The organism is Serratia sp. CC22-02, assembly GCF_900182895.1.
In the GTDB taxonomy this organism is placed as follows: domain Bacteria; phylum Pseudomonadota; class Gammaproteobacteria; order Enterobacterales; family Enterobacteriaceae; genus Serratia; species Serratia nevei.
In genome coordinates this window covers 1-17,261 of sequence record NZ_FXUD01000009.1, presented here as the reverse complement: position 1 = coordinate 17,261, position 17,261 = coordinate 1, and the positions used below count along the sequence as shown (strand labels likewise).

The window sequence follows — 17,261 nt, the reverse complement described above, 5'->3', positions numbered from 1 at the left end:
TTCGGGAGGAAAGAATGTCTCGTGTTGCAAAAGCACCCGTCGTCATTCCTGCCGGCGTAGAGGTAAAACTCAACGGTCAGGTTATTTCGATTAAGGGTAAAAACGGCGAGTTGACTCGTACTATCCACGACGCCGTTGAAGTGAAGCAAGAAGCTAACGCACTGACTTTCGCTCCGCGCGAAGGTTTTGCTAACGCATGGGCTCAAGCGGGTACCACGCGCGCTCTGCTGAACGCAATGGTTGTTGGTGTTACCGAAGGCTTCACCAAAAAGCTTCAACTGGTAGGTGTTGGTTATCGTGCTGCCGTTAAAGGCAACGTGGTGAATTTGGCCCTGGGCTTCTCTCACCCTATCGATCACCAGCTGCCGGCAGGTATCACTGCTGAATGCCCAAGCCAAACTGAAATCGTGCTGAAAGGCGCTGATAAGCAGGTTATTGGCCAGGTAGCAGCAGATCTGCGCGCTTACCGTCGTCCTGAGCCTTACAAAGGTAAAGGTGTTCGTTACGCCGACGAAGTCGTGCGTACCAAAGAGGCTAAGAAGAAGTAAGGTAACACTATGGATAAGAAATCTGCTCGTATCCGTCGTGCGACCCGCGCACGCCGCAAGCTCCAAGAGCTGGGTGCAACCCGCCTGGTGGTACATCGTACCCCGCGTCACATTTACGCACAGGTGATTGCTCCAAACGGTTCTGAAGTACTGGTAGCCGCTTCTACTTTAGAAAAAGCTATCGCGGAGCAACTGAAGTATTCCGGTAACAAAGACGCAGCAGCAGCCGTAGGTAAAGCTCTGGCTGAGCGCGCGTTGGAAAAAGGGATTGCGAAAGTATCCTTTGACCGTTCCGGTTTCCAATATCATGGTCGAGTCCAGGCACTGGCAGATGCTGCCCGTGAAGCTGGCCTTCAGTTCTAAGGAAGAGGTTTAAGATGGCTCACATCGAAAAACAAGCTGGCGAACTGCAGGAAAAGCTGATCGCGGTAAACCGCGTATCTAAAACCGTAAAAGGTGGCCGTATTTTCAGCTTTACCGCACTGACTGTAGTTGGTGATGGTAACGGTCGCGTTGGTTTTGGCTACGGCAAAGCACGCGAAGTTCCAGCAGCGATCCAGAAAGCGATGGAAAAAGCCCGTCGCAACATGATGAACGTCGCGCTGAACAGCGGCACCCTGCAGCACCCTGTTAAGGGCGCTCACACGGGTTCTCGCGTGTTCATGCAGCCTGCTCATGAAGGTACCGGTATCATCGCGGGTGGTGCAATGCGCGCCGTTCTCGAAGTTGCTGGGGTGCACAACGTATTGGCTAAAGCTTATGGTTCCACCAACCCGATCAACGTGGTTCGTGCAACTATCGACGCTCTGGCGAATATGAAGTCTCCTGAAATGGTCGCTGCTAAGCGTGGTAAATCCGTTGCCGACATTCTGGGGTAATTGACCATGGCTAAGACTATTAAAGTTACACAAACTCGCAGCTCAATTGGCCGTCTGCCGAAGCATAAAGCTACTCTGCTCGGTCTGGGTCTGCGTCGTATTGGTCACACCGTAGAGCGCGAGGATACTCCTGCTGTTCGCGGTATGGTCAACCTGGTTTCCTACATGGTTAAAGTTGAGGAGTAACAGATGCGTTTAAATACTCTGTCTCCGGCTGAAGGTGCCAAGCATGCGCCTAAGCGTGTAGGTCGTGGTATTGGTTCTGGCCTGGGTAAAACCGGCGGCCGTGGTCACAAAGGTCAGAAGTCTCGTTCTGGCGGTGGCGTACGTCGTGGTTTCGAAGGTGGTCAGATGCCTCTGTACCGTCGTCTGCCGAAATTCGGCTTCACTTCACGCAAAGCGATGATCACGGCAGAAGTTCGTCTGTCTGAACTGGCTCTGGTTGAAGGCGATGTTATCGACCTGAACGCGCTGAAAGCCGCTAACGTAGTTGGTGTCCAGATCGAATTCGCGAAAGTTGTACTTTCTGGCGAAGTCGCTCGTCCGGTAACCCTGCGTGGTCTGCGTGTCACCAAAGGCGCTCGTGCTGCTATCGAGGCTGCTGGCGGTAAAATTGAGGAATAAGTAGCAGATGGCTAAGCAACCAGGATTAGATTTTCAAAGTGCTAAAGGCGGGCTCGGCGAGCTGAAGCGCAGACTTTTGTTTGTAATCGGCGCGCTGATTGTCTTCCGTATCGGCTCTTTCATTCCGATTCCTGGTATCGATGCCACTGTGCTTGCCAAATTGCTTGAGCAGCAGAGAGGCACTATCATTGAAATGTTTAACATGTTCTCTGGTGGTGCCCTCAGCCGTGCTTCTATCTTTGCTCTGGGGATCATGCCGTATATCTCGGCGTCGATCATTATCCAGCTGCTGACGGTGGTTCATCCAGCGTTGGCGGAAATCAAGAAAGAAGGGGAGGCTGGCCGTCGCAAGATTAGCCAGTACACCCGTTACGGTACGCTGGTATTGGCCATATTCCAGTCGATCGGTATTGCTACCGGTCTGCCGAATATGCCTGGTATGCAGGGCCTGGTGTTAAACCCAGGCTTTGCATTCTACTTTACTGCGGTTGTGAGCCTGGTGACCGGGACAATGTTCCTGATGTGGCTGGGTGAGCAGATTACTGAGCGCGGTATCGGCAACGGTATCTCGATCATTATCTTCGCGGGTATTGTAGCGGGGCTCCCGCCGGCAGTGGCCCATACTATCGAGCAAGCGCGGCAAGGCGACCTGCACTTCCTCCTGCTGCTGTTGGTTGCAGTATTGGTGTTTGCAGTAACCTTCTTCGTTGTTTTCATCGAGCGTGGTCAACGTCGTATCGTCGTTAACTATGCGAAGCGTCAACAAGGTCGTCGTGTTTATGCAGCACAGAGTACACACTTACCGTTGAAAGTGAACATGGCGGGTGTTATCCCGGCGATTTTCGCTTCCAGCATTATTCTGTTCCCGGCCACGATTGCATCATGGTTTGGGGGCGGTACCGGTTGGAACTGGCTGACTACGATTTCGCTGTATTTGCAGCCAGGGCAACCGCTTTATGTGTTACTCTATGCGTCTGCAATCATCTTCTTCTGTTTCTTCTACACGGCGTTGGTCTTCAACCCGCGTGAGACAGCAGATAACCTGAAGAAGTCCGGTGCCTTCGTACCAGGAATTCGTCCGGGAGAGCAAACGGCGAAGTATATCGATAAAGTAATGACGCGTTTAACCCTGGTGGGCGCGATGTACATTACTTTCATCTGCCTGATCCCGGAGTTCATGCGTGATGCAATGAAAGTACCATTCTACTTTGGTGGTACCTCGCTACTGATCGTGGTTGTCGTCATCATGGACTTTATGGCTCAAGTGCAAACTCTGATGATGTCAAGTCAGTACGAGTCTGCATTGAAGAAAGCAAATCTGAAAGGCTATAACCGCTAGTCAGATTCGTTTGAGAAGTTACGGAGAGTAAAAATGAAAGTTCGTGCTTCCGTCAAGAAATTATGTCGTAACTGCAAAATCGTTAAGCGTAACGGTGTCGTTCGTGTGATTTGCAGCGCCGAGCCGAAGCATAAACAGCGTCAAGGCTGATTATCTCGCATATTTTTCTTGCAAAGTTGGGTTGAGCTGGCTAGATTAGCCAGCCAATCTTTTGTATGTCGCACTGCAACACTATTTGAGTATCCTGAAAACGGGCTTTTCAGAATGGTGTTGCTGTATAAAATAGTAGGAGTGCATAGTGGCCCGTATAGCAGGCATTAACATTCCTGATCATAAACATACCGTTATCGCCTTAACGTCGATCTTCGGTATCGGTAAAACCCGTTCACAGGCTATCTGTGCATCCACGGGTATTGCTGAAAATGTTAAGATCAGTGAGCTGTCTGAAGAGCAAATCGAAAAGCTTCGTGATGCAGTTGCCAAATACACCGTTGAGGGTGATTTGCGTCGTGAAATTACCCTGAGCATCAAGCGTCTTATGGACCTTGGTTGCTATCGTGGTTTGCGTCATCGTCGTGGTCTGCCGGTACGCGGTCAGCGCACCAAGACCAACGCTCGTACCCGTAAGGGTCCGCGCAAGCCGATCAAGAAATAATCGGGGTTATTGAATAATGGCAAAGGCACCTGTTCGTACACGTAAGCGTGTAAGAAAGCAAGTCTCTGACGGCGTGGCTCATATCCATGCTTCTTTCAACAACACCATCGTTACCATCACTGATCGTCAGGGTAATGCTTTGGGTTGGGCAACAGCCGGTGGTTCCGGTTTCCGTGGTTCTCGTAAGTCCACTCCGTTCGCAGCACAGGTTGCAGCAGAACGTTGTGCTGACGCAGTAAAAGAATACGGTATCAAGAACCTGGAAGTTATGGTTAAAGGACCTGGTCCTGGTCGTGAGTCTACTATCCGCGCTCTGAACGCGGCTGGTTTCCGCATCACTAATATTACTGATGTGACTCCGATCCCTCATAACGGTTGTCGTCCGCCGAAAAAGCGCCGCGTGTAACGCAGCTTTTAGGATTGTTGGAGAAAGAAAATGGCAAGATATTTGGGTCCTAAGCTCAAGCTGAGCCGTCGTGAGGGCACAGACCTGTTCCTTAAGTCTGGCGTTCGCGCGATCGATTCCAAGTGTAAAATTGAACAAGCACCTGGTCAGCACGGTGCGCGTAAACCGCGTCTGTCTGATTACGGTGTTCAGTTGCGTGAGAAGCAGAAAGTTCGCCGTATGTACGGCATTCTGGAGCGTCAATTCCGTAACTATTACAAAGAAGCAACCCGCCTGAAGGGCAACACCGGTGAAAACCTGTTGCAGCTGCTGGAAGGTCGTCTGGACAACGTTGTTTACCGTATGGGCTTCGGCGCTACTCGTGCAGAGTCACGTCAGCTGGTTAGCCACAAAGCAGTTATGGTAAACGGTCACGTTGTTAACATCGCTTCTTATCAGGTATCTCCGAATGACGTAGTCAGCATCCGCGAGAAAGCTAAAAAGCAGTCTCGTGTTAAAGCTTCTCTGGAGCTGGCTGAGCAGCGTGAAAAGCCGACTTGGCTGGAAGTTGATGCTGCTAAGATGGAAGGCGTGTTCAAGCGTATGCCTGAACGTACCGATCTGTCTGCGGACATTAACGAACACCTGATCGTCGAGCTTTACTCCAAGTAAAGCTTAGTACCAAAGAGAGGACACAATGCAGGGTTCTGTGACAGAGTTTCTAAAACCGCGCCTGGTAGATATCGAGCAAGTCAGTTCGACGCACGCCAAGGTGACCCTTGAGCCTTTAGAGCGTGGCTTTGGCCATACTCTTGGCAACGCACTGCGCCGTATTCTGCTTTCATCTATGCCGGGTTGCGCGGTGACCGAGGTTGAGATTGATGGTGTACTGCATGAGTACAGCACCAAAGAAGGCGTACAGGAAGATATCCTGGAGATCCTGCTCAACCTGAAAGGGCTGGCGGTGAGAGTTCAAGGCAAAGACGAAGTTATTCTTACCCTGAATAAATCTGGCATTGGCCCTGTGACCGCTGCCGACATCACCCATGATGGTGATGTCGAAATCGTCAAGCCTCAGCACGTGATTTGCCACCTGACTGATGAGAACGCGGCTATCAGCATGCGTATCAAAGTTCAGCGCGGTCGCGGTTATGTGCCGGCTTCTGCCCGAATTCATTCGGAAGAAGATGAGCGCCCAATCGGTCGTCTGTTGGTTGACGCCTGCTACAGCCCTGTAGAGCGTATCGCCTACAATGTTGAAGCTGCGCGTGTAGAACAGCGTACTGACTTGGATAAGCTGGTCATCGAGATGGAGACCAATGGCACGATCGATCCTGAAGAGGCGATCCGCCGTGCGGCCACCATTCTGGCTGAACAACTTGAAGCTTTCGTTGACCTGCGTGATGTACGTCAGCCGGAAGTTAAAGAAGAGAAACCAGAGTTCGATCCGATCTTGCTGCGCCCTGTTGACGATCTGGAATTGACTGTCCGCTCTGCTAACTGCCTCAAGGCAGAAGCTATCCACTACATCGGTGATCTGGTACAGCGTACCGAGGTTGAGTTGCTGAAAACGCCAAACCTGGGTAAAAAATCTCTTACCGAGATTAAAGACGTGCTGGCCTCACGTGGTCTGTCTCTGGGCATGCGCCTGGAAAACTGGCCGCCGGCAAGCATTGCTGACGAGTAACCGGATCACAGGTTAAGGTTTTACTGAGAAGGATAAGGTCATGCGCCATCGTAAGAGTGGTCGTCAACTGAACCGTAACAGCAGCCATCGCCAGGCTATGTTCCGTAACATGGCCGGCTCTTTGGTTCGTCATGAGATCATCAAGACGACCCTGCCAAAAGCAAAAGAGCTGCGTCGCGTTGTTGAGCCGCTGATTACTCTTGCCAAGACCGACAGCGTAGCTAATCGTCGTCTGGCATTCGCCCGTACTCGTGATAACGAGATCGTGGCAAAACTGTTTAACGAGCTGGGCCCGCGTTTCGCGAGCCGTGCCGGTGGTTACACTCGCATTCTGAAGTGTGGCTTCCGCGCAGGCGACAACGCGCCGATGGCATACATCGAGCTGGTTGATCGTGCTGAGTCTCAAGCAGAAGTAGCAACTGCAGAGTAATCTGTAGACGCGTAAAAAAACCGGGCTTGCCCGGTTTTTTTACGTCCAAACCCAGCCAAATGTGCGTAATTCTCCCGCTGCGCTTAAGATCCCCGCCCCTATCCGCTATGCTAAGGCTTCATCATTAGGCTTACCGAGGCTGTCTGTCATGGGGTTGCTCGATCAATGGGCGGAACGTCATATCCTTGATGCCCAGGATAAAGGCGAGTTCGACAATCTGCCCGGCCAGGGCCAACCGTTGGCGCTGGAAGATGACAGCGCGGTGCCGGCTGAGCTACGCGCCGGTTACCGTCTGCTGAAAAATGCCGGTTACCTGCCACCGGAGCTGGAAGATCGCAAAGAGGCGTTGACCGTTGCTCGCTTGCTGCAAGGGATTAGCAGTGAGCATCCGGACTATGTCGAACTCAGCAAACGCATGGCGCTGCTGGAGCATCGATTGCGTCAGGCAGGGATGAGTACGGATTTCTTGCATGGCGAATATCAGCGTGCATTGGACGGCAAATTCACCCGGGAGGAGAAGCCATGTTCAAGATAGGTCAGCTGGCCAAGCTTGCCGAAGTGACGCCGGATACCGTGCGTTACTATGAAAAGCAGGGCATGATGGATCACAATGTCCGCACCGAAGGCGGCTATCGGTTGTATACCGAACAGGACCTGCAGCGGCTGCGTTTCATTCGCTATGCTAAGCAGCTGGGGTTTACTCTGGAAACGATCGCCGAGCTGCTGTCGATCCGCGTCGATCCTGAGCATCATACCTGCCAAGAGTCGAAGTCGATCGTCGATGCGCGCCTGAGCGAAGTGGAAAGCAAGTTGGCGGAGCTGACTCGTATGCGCGAATCGCTGAAGCGGCTGAGTGATGCCTGCTGCGGTACAGCCCATACCAGCAATTATTGCTCTATTCTGGAAGCTTTGGAACAGGGCGCCAGCGATGAAAAAGGCAAAAAAGGTTGCTGACGGCACTTTAATTTTTATACCGCCGGCAGTATTATCGCCTCGTTTTATTACCCCATCTTTTACAGGAGCATTATCATGACGAAATATCGTCACACTAAAGGTCAGATTCAAGATAACGCCATTGAGGCGCTGCTGCATGATCCGCTATTCCGTCAACGAGTAGAAAAGAATGTGAAAGGCAAAGGTAGCTACCGGCGTAAAGAAAAACACAACAAAGGCGGTAACTGGGAGGCCAGTGGTAAACTATCAAGCGATAATTTACCACTGGCCTTCTGGTTTTAAGCATTAAAAAAGCCACCTTCATCAGGTGGCTTTTTATTGGCATAACCAAACGCTGTTTTACAGTTTTGGCTGCTGTTGCTGGCTCAGCAAGTCACGAATTTCCGTCAGCAGTTTCTCTTCTGCGGTAGGTGCTGGCGGCGCTGCCGGGGCTTCTTCCTGCTTGCGGCGCATTTTGTTCATCAATTTAATCGCCAGGAAGATGGCGAAGGCGACAATCACGAAGTCGAATACGGTTTGAATGAATGAACCGTAGTTCATTACCACCGCCGGGACGGCGCCCTGAGCTTCACGTAAAACCAGATGGAACTGTTTAAAGTCGACGCCGCCGATCAGTAGGCCCAGAGGTGGCATGATGATATCGGCCACGAAGGACGAAACAATCTTGCCGAATGCAGCACCGATAATCACACCGACGGCCAAATCGACCACGTTGCCACGCATGGCAAATTCGCGAAACTCTTTCAACATACTCATAGAACGCACCCCTTGCAGAATTAATAACTCAAGTTTAACAAAGCAATTTCCCTTTGCCACAAAAGGAGAGAAGTTTTATCTCCCCCAAGGCAGAGAACAACTACGCGATTATAGACCATCGCCTAATAAATTCGTTCTACAAGAAGAACGGGCTCGGTTGGAACAAGCGTTCAACGTCCGGCACGAATTTCTTGTCGGTAATAAACATGATGACGTGATCGCCCTGTTCGATTTTGCTGTTGCCATTGGCGATGATAACGTCGTCGCCACGCACGATCGCACCGATGGTGGTACCTGGTGGCAGCTTGATGTCTTCGACGATGCGGCCGACCACTTTGGACGTGCTTTCATCGCCGTGGGCAATCGCTTCGATCGCTTCCGCCACGCCGCGGCGCAGTGACGAAACGCTGACGATATCCGCTTTGCGCACGTGCCCCAACAGGGCGGAGATGGTCGCCTGTTGGGGGGAAATGGCAATATCGATCACGCTGCCTTGCACCAGATCGACATAGGCGCGGCGCTGGATCAATACCATTACCTTCTTGGCGCCCATGCGCTTGGCCAGCATGGCGGACATGATGTTGGCCTCATCGTCGTTGGTGATAGCGATGAAGACATCCACTTGCTCGACGTGCTCTTCGGCCAGCAGCTCCTGGTCGGAGGCATCGCCGTAGAACACGATGGTATCGTGCAGCTGCTCGGCCAGTTCGGCGGCGCGTTGCTGGTTTCGCTCGATAAGTTTGACGTTGTAGTCTTTTTCCAGCTTGGCGGCCAGGCCGGCGCCGACGTTGCCGCCACCGACGATCATGATGCGCTTATACGGTTTTTCCAGCCGCTGCAGTTCGCTCATCACCGCGCGGATGTGTTGTGATGCGGCGACGAAGAACACTTCATCACCGGCTTCGATAATGGTCGAGCCTTGCGGCCTGATCGGTCTGTCCTGGCGGAAAATTGCGGCGACGCGGGTGTCGATATGTGGCATGTGTTCGCGCATCGAAGAGAGCGCATTGCCGACCAGCGGGCCACCGTAATAGGCTTTAACCGCGGCGATGCTGACCTTGCCTTCGGCGAAATTGACCACCTGCAGCGCGCCGGGGTATTCAATCAGCTTGTAGATATAGTCTATGACCAACTGTTCCGGTGAAATCAGATGGTCGATCGGCACCGCTTCCGGCAGGAACAGTTTCTCCGACTCGCGGATATATTCCGGCGCGCGGATACGGGCGATACGGTTGGGGGTATTAAACAGAGAATAGGCGATCTGGCAGGCGATCATGTTGGTTTCGTCGGAGTTGGTGACGGCGACCAGCATGTCGGCGTCTTCCGCGCCGGCTTCGCGCAGCACTCGAGGGTGAGAGCCGTGCCCCTGAACCACGCGCAGATCGAATTTATCCTGCAGCTGACGCAGACGACCGGAATCGGTATCGACGACGGTGATATCGTTGTTTTCACCCACCAGGTTTTCCGCCAGCGTCCCGCCAACCTGACCGGCACCAAGAATAATTATTTTCATCGTGTTCTCTGCTTCACACTGAAAGACTTAGGGCGCGCGTGCACGCCCCGAAGCATTACATTTTAATCAGCTTAGCGTAAAAGAAGCCATCGCCGTCCTCGGGATGCGGGATATTCTGCCGCCCTGGCCGCTGCGCATCACCGGTTTCAACCAGTTTGGCATCGGCGTGGCGCTGAAAGAACGCGGCGATCTGGCTGCTGTTTTCATCCGGCAGGATAGAGCAGGTCGCGTAAACCATCACGCCGCCCGATTTCAGATGGGGCCAGACGGCTTCCAGGATGTCGGCCTGCAGCGCGGCGAGTTCGGCGATGTCGCGATCGCGGCGCAGCCATTTGATGTCGGGGTGACGGCGGATCACGCCGGTGGCGGAACAAGGCGCGTCCAGCAGGATCCGGTCGAACTGCTTGTCACCGCACCATTGCTGCGGGGTGCGGCCATCACCCAGCTTAACTTCGGCATGCAAACGCAGGCGCTGCAGGTTTTCTTTCACCCGCGCCAGGCGCTGTTCGTCGATATCGACCGCCATGACGTGCGCTTTCGGTGCCGCTTCCAGAATATGCGTGGTTTTGCCGCCAGGCGCGGCGCACAAATCGAGGATCTGTTCACCGTCTTGCGGATCCAATAGATCGACACAGCCCTGGGCTGAGGCATCTTGCACGGTGACCCAGCCGTCGGCGAACCCAGGCAGATCGGTCACGGCGCAAGGCGCCAGCAAACGCACTGCATCGGCATAGTCTGCGTGAGGTTCTGCGGCGATGCCGGCGTCGGTCAACAACTGCAGATAAGCTTCCCGGGTGTGATGCAGGCGGTTGACGCGCAGCCACATCGGTGGCTTCTGGTTATTGGCGTCGACGATCTGTTCCCAGTTGGCGGGATAGGCTTGTTGAAGGCGTTTCAGCAACCAGCTTGGGTGCAGATAGCGGCTGTCATTGTTGGCGGCGCGCTGCAGCAGCTCTTCCTGCTGGCGCTGGAATTGCCGCAAGACGCCGTTAATCAGGCCTTTCAACTGCGGGCGTTTCAGCGCTACCGCGCCCTCCACGGTTTCCGCCAATACGGCGTGCGCCGGGATACGGGTATACAGCAGCTGATACAGGCCGACCATCAGCAAATAGTGCAGCGTGCGCTGCTTGCCGGTCAGCGGCTTAGCCATCAATTGCTGAATGCACCATTCGAGCTGTGGCAGCACGCGCAGCGTGCCGAAACACAGTTCCTGCAGCAACCCGCGATCTTTATCGCTGATGGTGGTTTGGAGCGCCGGCAGGACGGTGCTGAGCGACTGCCCTTGATCCAGCACCTGGCCGATGGCTTTGGCAGCGATGCTGCGGAGATTGTAATTATTTTTCATAGGCTGAAGCTGATAACGATCGGCATTAAGAAAATAACGGCCCGGCGATGAACGGCCGGGCAGTGGGGTTGACTTACAGCCGGTTACCCGGGGTAAACCATTCACGACGTGAATTTAAAAGGTCTTGCGCCGACATCGGTTTCTTGCCGGCGGGCTGCAGTTGGATCAGATTGAGGATGCCGTCGGCGGTCGCCACCTGAATGCCGTGCTTGTCGGCATGGACAACGGTGCCTGGCTCCGCGTTGGTGCTTTGCGTCAGTACGCTGGCTTGCCACACTTTCACCGGTTGATCGTCGATGGTGAAGTAGCTGACCGGCCAAGGGTTGAAGGCGCGGATACAACGCTCTAACTGAGCGGCGGACAGATTCCAGTCCAGACGGGCTTCTTCTTTGCTCAGCTTCTCTGCGTAGGTGACCAGCGCTTCGTCCTGCACTTCGCGGGTGGCGCTGCCGTCTGCCATTTGGCGCAGCGTAGTCAGCATGCCCTGCGGGCCGAGCTGTGCCAGCTTGTCGTAGAGACTGGCGCTGGTATCGCTGCTCTCAATCGGGCAGGCAATCTTGTGCATCATGTCGCCAGTATCGAGACCGACGTCCATCTGCATGATGGTCACGCCGGTTTCGCTGTCGCCGGCCCAGAGCGAACGCTGGATCGGTGCCGCGCCGCGCCAGCGAGGCAGCAGCGAGCCATGTACGTTGATGCAACCGAGACGCGGCATATCCAGCACCGCCTGCGGCAGGATTAGCCCGTAGGCAACCACCACCATCACGTCGGCGTGGAGATCGGCCACCAGGCGTTGGTTTTCTTCGGGGCGCAGCGATTTGGGCTGAAAGACCGGCAGTTGGTGTTGTTCAGCCAGTACTTTGACCGGGCTTGGCGTCAGCTTGTTGCCGCGGCCTGCCGGGCGGTCGGGCTGGGTAAAAACGCCGACAATCTGGTGCTCAGATGACAACAGCGCGTCAAGATGACGCGCTGCGAAGTCTGGTGTTCCGGCGAAAATAATCCGTAAAGAGTCAGACACGTTGATTTCCTGATCGGTTAGGCGCGGGCTTGAAGCTTGGCCATTTTTTCCAGTTTCTGACGAATGCGCTGACGCTTGAGCGGCGACAGGTAATCGACGAACAGTTTACCCATCAGGTGATCCATCTCGTGCTGGATGCAGATCGCCAACAGATCGTCCGCTTCCAGCTCGAAAGGTTTGCCTTCGCGATCCAGCGCGCGGATCTTCACCTGCGCGGCACGGGGTACCAACGCACGCTGTTCGGGAATGGAAAGACAGCCTTCCTCGATGCCGGTTTCGCCACTTTTTTCCAGCAGTTCCGGGTTGATCAGCACCAGGCGCTGATCGCGATTCTCGGAGACGTCGATCACGATAATGCGCTGATGGATATCCACCTGAGTCGCAGCCAGGCCAATGCCTTCCTCTGCGTACATGGTTTCAAACATATCATCCACGATGCGCTGGATATCTGCATTGACTTCTTTTACCGGCGCTGCGACTTTGCGCAGACGCTCGTCTGGGAAATGTAATACCTGCAAGACTGACATATATCTTTAGATCTGTATCCGAGTAATGAACGAGGTTTAACCTCTATTCTAGACATTTCCCGGCCTGATTGACAGCATTGCGCACCAATTGCTCAGATTGGTAATACCACCGTTTTTGCTGAGGGAACAGACGATGCGGCCGGAAGAGATCGCTTTACGGATGCGAGGGGTAACGGGGCTGCAGACCGTTGTGGCCAGCCGGCTCGTGCGGCAGCTATCGCAAATGGGGTGCGAGCCTCGCCGCGTGCTGCATGAGCTAGGGTTGGACGAACGGCAGCAGACGCAGTTCAACCAGGTGGATCCCGGTTATCTGGCCGCGACCCTGCGTTGGCTGGAGGAGCCGGCGCACCGTATGCTGAACTACGGAGCGGCCGGTTATCCGGAACGCCTGGCCCAGATCGACGATGCGCCGCTGTTTCTGCTGATCGAGGGCGATCCTCAGGCGTTGCTGCGCCCGCAGCTCGCCATGGTTGGCAGCCGGCAGTTCAGCCACTACGGTGAGCGTTGGGCCAATTATTTCGCCGAGGAATTGGCGCGTTGCGGTTTCACCATCACCAGCGGTTTGGCGATCGGCATCGACGGCATTTGCCATCGCGCAGCGCTGGCGGTCGGGGGTTGCACGGTAGCGGTGCTGGGCAGCGGGCTGGCCAATGTTTATCCACGCCGGCACCGCAGGCTCGCGGAGCATATTGTCGAGCAGGGCGGCGCGGTGATTTCAGATCATTTGGTCACTGATTTACCTCTGGCCGACCATTTTCCGCGCCGTAACCGTATTATCAGCGGGCTGAGCCAGGGCGTTCTGGTCATAGAAGCCTCGTTGCGCAGCGGTACTCTGGTGACGGCTCGCTATGCGCTGGAGCAGGGGCGTGAAGTGTTCGCCTTGCCGGGGCCGTTAGGGAACCCGATGAGCGAGGGGACACATTGGCTGATCCAACAGGGCGCGCACCTGGTCACCGGGCCTAAAGATATCGCAGAATTGCTGGGAAGCGGCCTTCACTGGCTGCCACTGAACGAAAATACAACTATTTGTGCGTCGCAGGCTGAAGTTGAATTGCCATTTGCCGATGTGTTGGCTAACGTAGGAGATGAGGTGACACCTGTTGACGTCGTCGCTGAACGTGCCGGCCAACCTGTGCCAGTGGTGGTAATCAAGTTACTCGAACTGGAGTTAGCAGGTTGGATCGCAGCTGTACCCGGCGGCTATGTCCGAATAAGGAGGGCAAGCCATGTTCGACGTACTCATGTACTTGTTTGAAACTTATATCCACAATGAACCAGAGATGCGCGTCGATCAGGATCAACTGACTGATGATCTCGCTCAGGCGGGGTTTCATCGGGATGATATCTACAACGCGTTGAATTGGCTTGAGAAGTTGGCTGACCTGCAAGAAGGTCAAAATGCGCCTTACTTTATGGATGCCGATCCGCTGGCGATGCGGATCTATACCGAAGAGGAGAGCGCGCGTTTGGACGCCGGCTGCCGTGGTTTTCTCCTGTTCCTGGAACAGATTCAGGTATTGAACCTCGAAACCCGTGAAATGGTTATCGACCGCGTTATGGCCTTGGATAATGCGGAATTCGATCTCGAAGATCTGAAATGGGTCGTGTTGATGGTGCTGTTTAATATCCCCGGATATGAAAGCGCCTATCAGCAAATGGAAGAACTGTTGTTTGAAGTGAACGAAGGTTATCTGCATTGAGCTGATAACGCGCATAGAAGACGTTATGACAAAAAACGCGATTTTTGCCGCCAGGCAAAATGAACCCTGTCCGGAATGCGGGGCCGAGCTGGTGATCCGTAGCGGTCGCCATGGCCCCTTCCTCGGCTGTTCCCAGTACCCTGAATGCCAATATATTCGCCCGCTGAAAGCGCAGGCCGATGGGCATATCGTCAAAGTGCTGGATGGGCAGCAGTGCCCGAAGTGCCAGGCGACGTTGGTGCTGCGCCAGGGGCGCTATGGCATGTTTATCGGTTGCAGCGATTATCCGCAGTGCGATCATACTGAAGTGATCGATAAGCCTGACGAAACCGCCATTACCTGTCCGCAGTGCGGTCAGGGCAAACTGCTGCAGCGTAAATCGCGCTATGGCAAGGTTTTTCACTCCTGCGATCGTTACCCGGAATGCCAATTTGCCCTCAATGTTAAACCCGTCGCCGGTGAATGTGCCTATTGCCATTATCCGCTGCTGATGGAAAAGCGCACGGCAAAAGGCCCCGTCCTGTGCTGTGCCAGCAAGCTGTGCGGAAAACCCGTCGCGACTACAGAATAATCACATCATGAACTCAGAATTAAGCCCGAACCTTGTATCTATCATCGATGCTTTGCATCAACAGCAGGTGATTGCCTATCCTACCGAAGCGGTATTCGGCCTGGGGTGCGATCCCGACAGCGAACAGGCGGTCAATGCGCTGCTGGCGTTGAAACAGCGGCCGTGGGAAAAGGGGCTGATTCTGATCGCCGCCGACTATGCGCAGCTTAAGCCTTATATCGACGACAGTGCGCTCAGCGAACAGCAGCGCGCGACGATGTTCGCCAGCTGGCCTGGGCCGGTAACCTGGGTGTTGCCTGCTCGCCCGGAGACGCCACGTTTACTGACCGGGCGTTTCAGCTCGCTGGCGGTGCGCGTTAGCGATCACCCGTTGGTGCAGCGGCTGTGTCGGCAGTACGGCAAGCCACTGGTATCGACCAGTGCCAATCTCAGTGGGTTGGAGCCGTGCCGCAGTGCGGATGAAGTCACACGACAATTCGGCACTGCTTTCCCGGTATTGGCCGGCGAGGTGGGTGGCCGTCTTAATCCTTCCGAAATCAGAGATGCTCTGACCGGCGAACAGATCCGTCAGGGCTAGAGGTAATGGGCATGGAGAAGTTTGCGGTATTTGGCAACCCTATTGGTCACAGCAAGTCGCCGCGAATTCATGCGCTGTTCGCTGCCCAGACTGGCATTGAGCATCCTTATGGAGCGGTGTTGGCGCCGTTGGACAGTTTTGAAACCAGCCTGCAGGCGTTTATCCACGCCGGAGGGCTGGGGGCGAACGTCACGGTGCCTTTCAAAGAGCGTGCTTATGAGCTCGCCTCCGAGCTGAGCGAGCGTGCAGCGATGGCCGGGGCGGTCAATACCCTGAAGGTATTGCCGAATGGCGGTCTATTGGGGGATAACACCGACGGCGTCGGTTTGCTGACCGATCTGCAGCGTCAACAATTGATCCGGCCGCAGGATCGCATTCTGCTGGTGGGCGCCGGCGGCGCAGCGCGCGGTGTGATCCTACCGCTGCTGTCTTTCGGCTGCCGGCTCACGATCACCAACCGCACCTTCAGCCGGGCTCAAGAGTTGGCCCACGCTTTCCGGCATTTGGGGGAAATCTCGGCGGCGCCGATGGATCAACTGGATCAGCAAGCGTTCGATCTGGTGATCAATGCGACGGCGTCCGGCATCAGCGGGGAGATCCCGGCCTTGCCCGCGGGCGTAGTCAACGCGAAAACCCGTTGTTATGACATGTTCTATCAGCAGGGCGTCACGCCATTCCTGGCCTGGGCGCAGCAGCGGGGGGCAACGGAATATGCCGATGGGCTGGGTATGCTGGTGGGGCAGGCGGCGCATGCTTTCCTGCTTTGGCACGAAGTGATGCCAGAGATCGAGCCGGTATTGCGCCAGCTGCGCAGCGAGCTGGCGGCATAAATCCTACCCCGTTCTCTTTATAGGGAACGGGGCGCCCATCAGATATCTTCCGACAGGTATTCGTCTTTCCAGCGTACATAGTTGTTAGAAGAATAAAGCAATCCCTCCAACTCGGCGGCGGTCAACGGCCGAACCTGGCGTGCCGGGCTGCCCATATAAAGATAGCCGCTCGCCAGGCGCTTGCCCGGCGCCACCAAACTGCCGGCACCAATCATTACGTCGTCTTCTACTACTACACCGTCTAACAGGATCGATCCCATACCGACCAGCACCCGGTTGCCGATGGCGCAGCCGTGCAGCATCGCTTTATGGCCCACGGTCACGTCTTCCCCAATCAGCAGGGGATAACCGTCTGGGTTGTGTTCGGAACGGTGAGTCACATGCAGTACGCTGCCGTCCTGAATATTGCTGCGCGCGCCGATCTTTACCGCATTGACGTCGCCGCGGATAGCGACCAGCGGCCAGATGCTGACGTCATCCGCCAGATCGACGTCGCCGATCACGACGCTGGAAGGATCGATCAAGACGCGCTGACCGAGTTTGGGGGTGTATTGAAGATAAGAACGTACTGCATCGGACATAATGCTGCCTCACGTCGGGATCATATTTACCGGCAATACTAGACTCTGGCGATGGAATTACAACCAACAGCAGCACCGGATCCTGCGGAAAATGGCCCTGATCGCACAAGATCCACCCGGAAGGGCTGAAAAGTGTGCAAACAGAAAGAAAAGATCAAAAAAGGGGTTGTGCAAAAAACTCGGATCCCTATAATGCGCCTCCATCGACACGGCGCAAGTGATTCACTTCACACGGCGGCCGGGAAGAAAGAGAAAAAATCCTGAAAATTAGGGTTGACTCTGAAAGAGGAAAGCGTAATATACGCCACCTCGAGTTAGCAAGCGAAAGCGCCTAACTCACTGC

The 17,261-nt window shown here is 54.7% G+C and carries 26 protein-coding genes; 20 read left to right on the top strand and 6 right to left on the bottom strand.

The annotated features are described in order from the left end of the window. Positions 1–14 precede the first annotated feature (14 nt). The 15 genes from rplF to QOL81_RS22415 all read left to right on the top strand — a co-directional run bounded on the left by rplF (position 15) and on the right by QOL81_RS22415 (position 7,782). Positions 15–548, top strand: a complete 534-nt coding sequence (gene rplF, locus QOL81_RS22485; RefSeq protein ID WP_004929751.1) for a 50S ribosomal protein L6 — start codon at positions 15–17, stop codon at positions 546–548. Between the two features lie 9 nt (positions 549–557). Further along, positions 558–911, top strand: coding sequence for a 50S ribosomal protein L18 (gene rplR, locus QOL81_RS22480; protein ID WP_004929748.1), 354 nt, complete (start codon positions 558–560; stop codon positions 909–911). A 14-nt stretch (positions 912–925) separates the two neighbouring features. Beyond that, entirely contained in the window at positions 926–1,426 is a 501-nt protein-coding gene (rpsE, locus tag QOL81_RS22475; protein ID WP_004929747.1) for a 30S ribosomal protein S5, read from the top strand. Positions 1,427–1,432: 6 nt separating this feature from the next. Beyond that, entirely contained in the window at positions 1,433–1,612 is a 180-nt protein-coding gene (gene rpmD, locus QOL81_RS22470; RefSeq protein ID WP_048232028.1) for a 50S ribosomal protein L30, read from the top strand. A 3-nt stretch (positions 1,613–1,615) separates the two neighbouring features. Continuing rightward, positions 1,616–2,050, top strand: coding sequence for a 50S ribosomal protein L15 (gene rplO / locus QOL81_RS22465; protein ID WP_004929742.1), 435 nt, complete (start codon positions 1,616–1,618; stop codon positions 2,048–2,050). A gap of 7 nt (positions 2,051–2,057) precedes the next feature. After that, positions 2,058–3,389, top strand: coding sequence for a preprotein translocase subunit SecY (gene secY / locus QOL81_RS22460; RefSeq protein ID WP_004929740.1), 1,332 nt, complete (start codon positions 2,058–2,060; stop codon positions 3,387–3,389). A 33-nt stretch (positions 3,390–3,422) separates the two neighbouring features. Beyond that, on the top strand, positions 3,423–3,539 hold the full coding sequence (rpmJ, locus tag QOL81_RS22455) for a 50S ribosomal protein L36 (RefSeq protein WP_002227352.1): 117 nt from the start codon (positions 3,423–3,425) through the stop codon (positions 3,537–3,539). A gap of 148 nt (positions 3,540–3,687) precedes the next feature. Beyond that, positions 3,688–4,044 carry a 30S ribosomal protein S13 gene (gene rpsM, locus QOL81_RS22450; RefSeq protein WP_004929734.1) on the top strand — a complete coding sequence of 119 codons (357 nt, stop codon included), beginning with the start codon at positions 3,688–3,690 and terminating at the stop codon, positions 4,042–4,044. A gap of 16 nt (positions 4,045–4,060) precedes the next feature. Beyond that, a complete protein-coding gene (gene rpsK, locus QOL81_RS22445) occupies positions 4,061–4,450 on the top strand; it encodes a 30S ribosomal protein S11 (RefSeq protein WP_004929731.1) in 390 nt (129 codons plus the stop codon). Positions 4,451–4,480: 30 nt separating this feature from the next. Then, entirely contained in the window at positions 4,481–5,101 is a 621-nt protein-coding gene (rpsD, locus tag QOL81_RS22440) for a 30S ribosomal protein S4 (RefSeq protein WP_025304496.1), read from the top strand. 25 nt (positions 5,102–5,126) lie between these two features. Next, entirely contained in the window at positions 5,127–6,116 is a 990-nt protein-coding gene (locus QOL81_RS22435; RefSeq protein ID WP_002919219.1) for a DNA-directed RNA polymerase subunit alpha, read from the top strand. A gap of 40 nt (positions 6,117–6,156) precedes the next feature. Then, positions 6,157–6,546: a 50S ribosomal protein L17 gene (gene rplQ / locus QOL81_RS22430; RefSeq protein ID WP_004929726.1), complete on the top strand. Its 390-nt coding sequence runs from the start codon at positions 6,157–6,159 to the stop codon at positions 6,544–6,546. A gap of 148 nt (positions 6,547–6,694) precedes the next feature. Beyond that, positions 6,695–7,081, top strand: coding sequence for a DnaJ family domain-containing protein (locus tag QOL81_RS22425; RefSeq protein ID WP_060424588.1), 387 nt, complete (start codon positions 6,695–6,697; stop codon positions 7,079–7,081). Further along, positions 7,069–7,500 (top strand): Zn(2+)-responsive transcriptional regulator, encoded by a 432-nt coding sequence (gene zntR / locus QOL81_RS22420; protein ID WP_033636251.1) that lies wholly within the window; start codon positions 7,069–7,071, stop codon positions 7,498–7,500. Before QOL81_RS22425 ends, zntR begins: the two co-directional genes overlap by 13 nt. A gap of 75 nt (positions 7,501–7,575) precedes the next feature. Next, positions 7,576–7,782 (top strand): alternative ribosome-rescue factor A, encoded by a 207-nt coding sequence (locus QOL81_RS22415; RefSeq protein ID WP_033639242.1) that lies wholly within the window; start codon positions 7,576–7,578, stop codon positions 7,780–7,782. A gap of 57 nt (positions 7,783–7,839) precedes the next feature. Here the strand turns inward: QOL81_RS22415 and mscL are convergent, their stop codons facing one another. The 5 genes from mscL to def form a co-directional block, all read right to left on the bottom strand. After that, positions 7,840–8,256: a large-conductance mechanosensitive channel protein MscL gene (gene mscL / locus QOL81_RS22410; RefSeq protein WP_025304493.1), complete on the bottom strand. Its 417-nt coding sequence runs from the start codon at positions 8,254–8,256 to the stop codon at positions 7,840–7,842. A 136-nt stretch (positions 8,257–8,392) separates the two neighbouring features. Continuing rightward, the gene (trkA, locus tag QOL81_RS22405; RefSeq protein ID WP_004929716.1) at positions 8,393–9,769 is read right to left on the bottom strand and encodes a Trk system potassium transporter TrkA; all 1,377 of its coding nucleotides are present in this window, start codon (positions 9,767–9,769) and stop codon (positions 8,393–8,395) included. Positions 9,770–9,824: 55 nt separating this feature from the next. Beyond that, the gene (gene rsmB / locus QOL81_RS22400) at positions 9,825–11,114 is read right to left on the bottom strand and encodes a 16S rRNA (cytosine(967)-C(5))-methyltransferase RsmB (RefSeq protein WP_169318807.1); all 1,290 of its coding nucleotides are present in this window, start codon (positions 11,112–11,114) and stop codon (positions 9,825–9,827) included. A 73-nt stretch (positions 11,115–11,187) separates the two neighbouring features. Then, positions 11,188–12,132, bottom strand: a complete 945-nt coding sequence (gene fmt / locus QOL81_RS22395) for a methionyl-tRNA formyltransferase (protein ID WP_060424591.1) — start codon at positions 12,130–12,132, stop codon at positions 11,188–11,190. Between the two features lie 17 nt (positions 12,133–12,149). Continuing rightward, positions 12,150–12,659: a peptide deformylase gene (gene def / locus QOL81_RS22390; protein ID WP_015379260.1), complete on the bottom strand. Its 510-nt coding sequence runs from the start codon at positions 12,657–12,659 to the stop codon at positions 12,150–12,152. A 133-nt stretch (positions 12,660–12,792) separates the two neighbouring features. Here def and dprA point away from each other — a divergent pair, with 133 nt between their 5' ends. Genes dprA through aroE form a run of 5 tightly spaced genes read left to right on the top strand, consistent with a single transcriptional unit; the run spans position 12,793 to position 16,337 of the window. After that, complete coding sequence (gene dprA / locus QOL81_RS22385) at positions 12,793–13,914, top strand: DNA-protecting protein DprA (RefSeq protein WP_060441500.1); 1,122 nt, start codon at positions 12,793–12,795, stop codon at positions 13,912–13,914. After that, positions 13,886–14,359: a DUF494 family protein Smg gene (smg, locus tag QOL81_RS22380; protein WP_033650013.1), complete on the top strand. Its 474-nt coding sequence runs from the start codon at positions 13,886–13,888 to the stop codon at positions 14,357–14,359. The genes dprA and smg overlap by 29 nt, the downstream gene beginning before the upstream one ends. 25 nt (positions 14,360–14,384) lie before the next feature. Continuing rightward, complete coding sequence (locus tag QOL81_RS22375) at positions 14,385–14,930, top strand: DNA topoisomerase family protein (protein ID WP_019456195.1); 546 nt, start codon at positions 14,385–14,387, stop codon at positions 14,928–14,930. Between the two features lie 7 nt (positions 14,931–14,937). Beyond that, complete coding sequence (tsaC, locus tag QOL81_RS22370; protein WP_047729720.1) at positions 14,938–15,507, top strand: L-threonylcarbamoyladenylate synthase type 1 TsaC; 570 nt, start codon at positions 14,938–14,940, stop codon at positions 15,505–15,507. An 11-nt stretch (positions 15,508–15,518) separates the two neighbouring features. Further along, entirely contained in the window at positions 15,519–16,337 is an 819-nt protein-coding gene (gene aroE, locus QOL81_RS22365) for a shikimate dehydrogenase (RefSeq protein ID WP_283440035.1), read from the top strand. A gap of 38 nt (positions 16,338–16,375) precedes the next feature. On the opposite strand, the gene QOL81_RS22360 is transcribed toward aroE, so the two are convergent. Continuing rightward, positions 16,376–16,918 carry a gamma carbonic anhydrase family protein gene (locus tag QOL81_RS22360; protein ID WP_004929699.1) on the bottom strand — a complete coding sequence of 181 codons (543 nt, stop codon included), beginning with the start codon at positions 16,916–16,918 and terminating at the stop codon, positions 16,376–16,378. Positions 16,919–17,261 lie beyond the last annotated feature (343 nt).